The organism is Streptomyces sp. SBT349 (assembly GCF_001083795.1).
GTDB lineage: Bacteria > Actinomycetota > Actinomycetes > Streptomycetales > Streptomycetaceae > Streptomyces.
Map to the genome: position 1 here is coordinate 1 of NZ_LAVK01000482.1, position 4,492 is coordinate 4,492.

The following is a 4,492-nucleotide window of genomic DNA, read 5'->3' on the forward strand; positions in this document are numbered from 1 at the left end:
CCGCTGTCCCGGCCGTCCCCGCCACCGTCCTCGCCGCCGTCCCCGCCGCCGTCCTCGACCAGCGCGCCCGGCAGCATCGCGAAGCGCTCCTCGGTCAGGCCGGTGCGCAGCCACAGGTCCTCCGGCGCGACCCAGGACCCGAGGGTGACGACGTTCGGCCCGCGCCCCTCCGCCGCCCCGCCCGGAAGGACGCCGGACAGCTCCCCGAGGAGGTCGCCGAGCAGGTCGCCCAGGAGCGGCAGCAGCGCGGGCTCCAGGTCGAAGAACAGCACGCCGCCCAGCCGCGGTTCGGCCGCCACGCAGCCGAGGACGCTCAGGGCCCTGTCGAGCGCGCCGCCCGGAGCCGGGGTCGTTCCCGCCGCGTCGGCCATGGCTCAGCCCGCGGAGCCCGGCAGGAGTTCGTCCACGCGGGCGTCGTCCTCGGACGTCCAAGCGGGCAGGGTGCCCGAGTCGGCGTGCCCCCGGCGGTGCACCAGCACCAGCTTGGCGACGCGCCGCAGATGGCGCTCGGTGACCTGGGCCTCGCCCTCGATGGCGGCCAGCGCCCGCCCCGCGCGGCCGAGCACCAGGTCGCCGCGGTGGCCGATCAGCCGGAACGCCGCCGCGAGCCGGGCGCAGGCGGCGGCCACGTCCGGGCCGTAGCGGACGGCGTCGAGCCGCTCCCTGGCCGCGTCGAGCGACGCCTTCCGCCGCGCGTCCCGCTCCCGTGCCTCGGCCATGAACTCCGAGGCGGGGTCGTCTCGTTCGGCCTCGAAACGCAGCACCGTCTCCACGATCCGCCGACGCCGCTCCGGGTCGTCCTCGGGCAGCACGTCGGCCACCAGGCCGAAGCGGTCGAGGAGTTGGGGGCGGAGCCCGCCCTCGTCCGGGTTCATGGTGCCGACCAGCGTGAAGTGGACGCCGCGCAGATCCTCGGCGCGCCCCTCGCGCTGCACGCTGAGGACGCCGGTGGAGACGACATCGAGGATGATGTTGACGAGGTAGTCGTCCAGCAGGTTGATCTCGTCGACGTACAGCATGCGGGCGGGCGATCTGGCGGCCTCCACCAGCAGCCCGTCCTCCGGCTCGGCGGCGCCCTGCATCAGCTTCTTGATCTGCCAGCCGCCCAGCACCCGGTCGTCGGTCGCGCCGATCGGCAGCGTCACGGGAAGCCGCCCCACCGTCATCATGGTGAACGCCCTGACCGTGGTCGTCTTGGCCGTGCCGCGCTGCCCGGTGGCGAGCACCCCGCCGACGGCCTCGTTGACATAGGCGATCTCCAGCGCGGTGCGCAACTCCTCGTGGCCCACCAGCAGGGAGTACGGCAGGATCATCGGGTCCTTCCTCCGTCCGCGTCAGGACCGTCCGGCCCCTCCGGTTCCGCGGTGTAGCGCAGGGCGGGGTCCAACGGGACGCCCTGCCGCCACAGATCGCTCAGCTGCCTGTTCAACGCCCGCTCCGCCGCGGGCCCTTCGGGCCGCTCCAGCCTGAGGGCCGCGAGCAGGTCGAGGCGGTGCAGGTCGAACGCGACGTGCACCGACTCCCCGTACGCGAGCGCCGCCTGGACCGCGCCGCGGTAGGAGAGCCACGCCGCCACGAGCGGCGGCAGGGACAGCGCCAGCCACCCGCCGCACCGCGCCAGGAGCACGGCGGAGGCGAGGAAGGCCGCCGCCATCACGACGGCCATGCGGGCCGCCGCGTCGACGCTGTCGCGGCCGTCGTCCACCAGCGCCCGCGTCCGGTCGCCGAGCACCGGGTAGATCCGGGGCCACGCGGCGACGGCGTCGAGGCCGTAGGGGCGTCCGGCACCGTCCTCCATCGCGGCCAGCGCGTTCCCCAGCGCGGTGGGGCGCACCAGGTGGTCGGGGAGCGGATAGCGGCGGCGTAACTCCCGGCCCGCGAGGCCGGCTTGCCGCACCTGCTCCTCGGTCAGCGCCTCCGGGTCGCCCGGCGGCAGCGCGGCGGCCTTCTCCCAGGCGCGCTTGCGCGCCAGATGGCGGCGGACGGCCCGCTCCCCGGCCCACCGACCGCCGAGACGGCGGGGCCATCCGCCCTCCAGCAGGCGGACCAGGGCCAGTTGGAAGGGGTGGAGCAGGATGGCGGCCACGGTGACGCCGAGGGTGAGGACGACCAGCTCGCCCGCGCCCAGCGCGGCGGCGGTGGTCCAGGCCGCGTCCAGGCTGGGACGCCCGTCCGCCGGGGCCTCCCAGGCACGGGCTCCCGACCACAGGAGCACCAGCAGGAAGAGCGCCGAGGCGAGCAGCGGCAGGTGCCCGACGAGGAAGTGGCGGCGCCCCCCGGCCAGTTCGGCGGGCGGCCGGACCGCCGACGCCAGGCTCACCGCAGCAGCTCCATCACGCCGTGGCCCGCCGCCGCGCAGACCGGGACGGTTCTCTCGTCGTAGAAGGAACGCGCCTCCCGCGCCCGGCAGCCGGGGCGGGCACAGGCGAAGCGGACGAGCCGGTACTGACCCGAGAGGCCGGGCAGGGCGGCGCGGTCGGCCATGCCGAACTCGGGCGTGGCGCCCGCGAATCCGGCGGCCGCCACGACCCTCGCGCGGGTGCTGGCACCGATGGGGTGACCGTTGACGCGGAGCACGACGGCGTCCACCCCGGGCCGTTCGGCGAACAACTCCGCCAGCCGCCGGCTCACCTCGTCGGCCCGCTCGTCGCTCACGACATCGAGCACGACGCCGCCCGCGCCCGGATCGGCGTCCGCGTCGATCAGCCTGCCGTACAGCCTCCGTGCCCGGATGACGTCCGTGTCCACCCCCACATCGTAGGAGGTGACGGCCACTCAGACGCGACTCCCGGAGATTTCGGTGGAGTTGGCGTCCGCCCGGAACGCGCCCGCCCTCGCCGCCGCCACCGCCGCCTCGGCGGCGCGGTCCGCGGCGGCCTCGGTGAGGGGGTCACCGCTGACCAGCAGCCGGTAGTAGAGCGGAGCGGAGACGGCGCGAACCACCTCCTCCGCGTCGGTGTCCTCCGGGACCTCGCCCCGCTCGGCGGCCTGCCGGACGCAGGGCGCCCACTCGGCGACGCGGACGGCGTAGAACCGGCGCAGCGCCTCCTCCGTCCTGGCGTCGGTGGTGGCCGCGGCGATGACCGCCTTGAACAGCGCGCCCTGCCTGCGGTCGGCGAGCGTGCGCCGCACCAGGCGGGCGTTGGCGGTCAGATCGCCCAGCAGGGAGCCGGTGTCGGAGCGGGGCAGCGACTGCTCGGCCATGTCGACGAGCAGGTCGGCGACCAGCCCGGCCACCGTCGACCAGCGCCGGTAGACGGTGGTCCTGCCCACTCCGGCGCGGCGGGCGACATCGGCGAGGTCGAGCGCCGCGAGCCCGCCCTCCGCCAGCGCGTCCCCGGCGGCGCGCAGCACCGCCTCGCGCACCCGCGCCGTGCGCCCCCCGGGCCGAACGGTCCCCGGCTCACCCATAACGGCACTCCCATTCCATTAACGCGCCCCATTCTGGTACGGTCGCCAGCGTACCGCCTAACGGAACTCCCGACCCGTTAGCCCGTTGAACCGCTGACCCCTCAAGGAGCCCTCATGGAGTACCGACGCCTGGGCGCGTCCGGCCTCATGGCCCCCGCGCTGAGCTTCGGCGCGGGCACGTTCGGCGGCCGGGGGCCGCTCTTCGGCGCCTGGGGCAGCACGGACGCGAAGGAGGCGCGGCGCCTGGTGGACATCTGCCTGGACGCGGGCGTGACCCTCTTCGACACCGCCGACGTCTACTCGGACGGCGCCTCGGAGGAGGTCCTCGGCGCGGCCGTGAAGGGCCGCCGCGACCGCGTCCTGCTGTCGACGAAGACCGCCCTCCCGACGGGAGAGGGCCCCAACGACGCCGGCTCCTCCCGCTCCCGCCTGATCAGCGCCTGCGAGGCCGCCCTGCGCCGCCTCGGCACCGACCACCTCGACATCTTCCAGCTGCACGCCTTCGACGCGGGCACGCCGGTCGAGGAGGTCCTCACCACCCTGGACACCCTGGTCCGCGCCGGGAAGGTCCGTTACACCGGCGTCTCCAACTTCTCCGGCTGGCAGCTGATGAAGTCCCTGTCCGCCGCCGACCGCCTCGGCCTGCCCCGCTATGTCTCCCACCAGGTCTACTACTCGCTGCTCGGCCGGGACTACGAGTGGGAGCTGATGCCGCTGGCACGCGACCAGGGTGTCGGCGCGCTGGTCTGGAGCCCCCTCGGCTGGGGCCGCCTGACCGGCAGGATCGGCCGCCACCACCCGGTCCCCGCGGGCAGCCGCCTCCACGAAACGGCCGCCCACGGCCCGCCGGTGGACGACGACCACCTCTACACGGTGACCGACGCCCTGGAGGAGATATCCAACGAAACGGGCCGCCCCGTCCCGCAGATCGCCCTCAACTGGCTCCTGACCCGCCCCACGGTCACCTCCGTGATCACCGGCGCCCGCACGGAGTCCCAACTCCGGGAGAACCTCGCCGCCCTGACCTGGTCCCTGACCCCCGACCACCAGGCCCGCCTCACCAAGGCCACCACCCGCACCC

Annotated in this window: 6 protein-coding genes; 1 reads left to right on the forward strand and 5 read right to left on the reverse strand. The window is 75.1% G+C overall.

What is annotated here, in order from left to right; translation table 11 throughout:
- From ADY01_RS33245 to ADY01_RS33265, 5 genes are all read right to left on the reverse strand, one after another.
- Positions 1-371: hypothetical protein (locus ADY01_RS33245; RefSeq protein ID WP_049580478.1), on the reverse strand; the 371-nt coding region annotated here is incomplete at its 3' end.
- 3 nt (positions 372-374) lie between these two features.
- Positions 375-1,313, reverse strand: coding sequence for an AAA family ATPase (locus tag ADY01_RS33250; protein WP_049580479.1), 939 nt, complete (start codon positions 1,311-1,313; stop codon positions 375-377).
- Positions 1,310-2,320, reverse strand: coding sequence for a hypothetical protein (locus tag ADY01_RS33255; RefSeq protein WP_049580480.1), 1,011 nt, complete (start codon positions 2,318-2,320; stop codon positions 1,310-1,312). The genes ADY01_RS33250 and ADY01_RS33255 overlap by 4 nt, the downstream gene beginning before the upstream one ends.
- Positions 2,317-2,748: a hypothetical protein gene (locus tag ADY01_RS33260; RefSeq protein WP_159001579.1), complete on the reverse strand. Its 432-nt coding sequence runs from the start codon at positions 2,746-2,748 to the stop codon at positions 2,317-2,319. The genes ADY01_RS33255 and ADY01_RS33260 overlap by 4 nt, the downstream gene beginning before the upstream one ends.
- Before the next feature lie 27 nt (positions 2,749-2,775).
- Positions 2,776-3,411, reverse strand: a complete 636-nt coding sequence (locus ADY01_RS33265; RefSeq protein ID WP_049580482.1) for a TetR/AcrR family transcriptional regulator — start codon at positions 3,409-3,411, stop codon at positions 2,776-2,778.
- 114 nt (positions 3,412-3,525) lie between these two features.
- Between ADY01_RS33265 and ADY01_RS33270 the strand changes: the two genes are divergently transcribed.
- The coding region (locus ADY01_RS33270) for an aldo/keto reductase (RefSeq protein ID WP_049580483.1) at positions 3,526-4,492 on the forward strand (967 nt) is incomplete at its 3' end.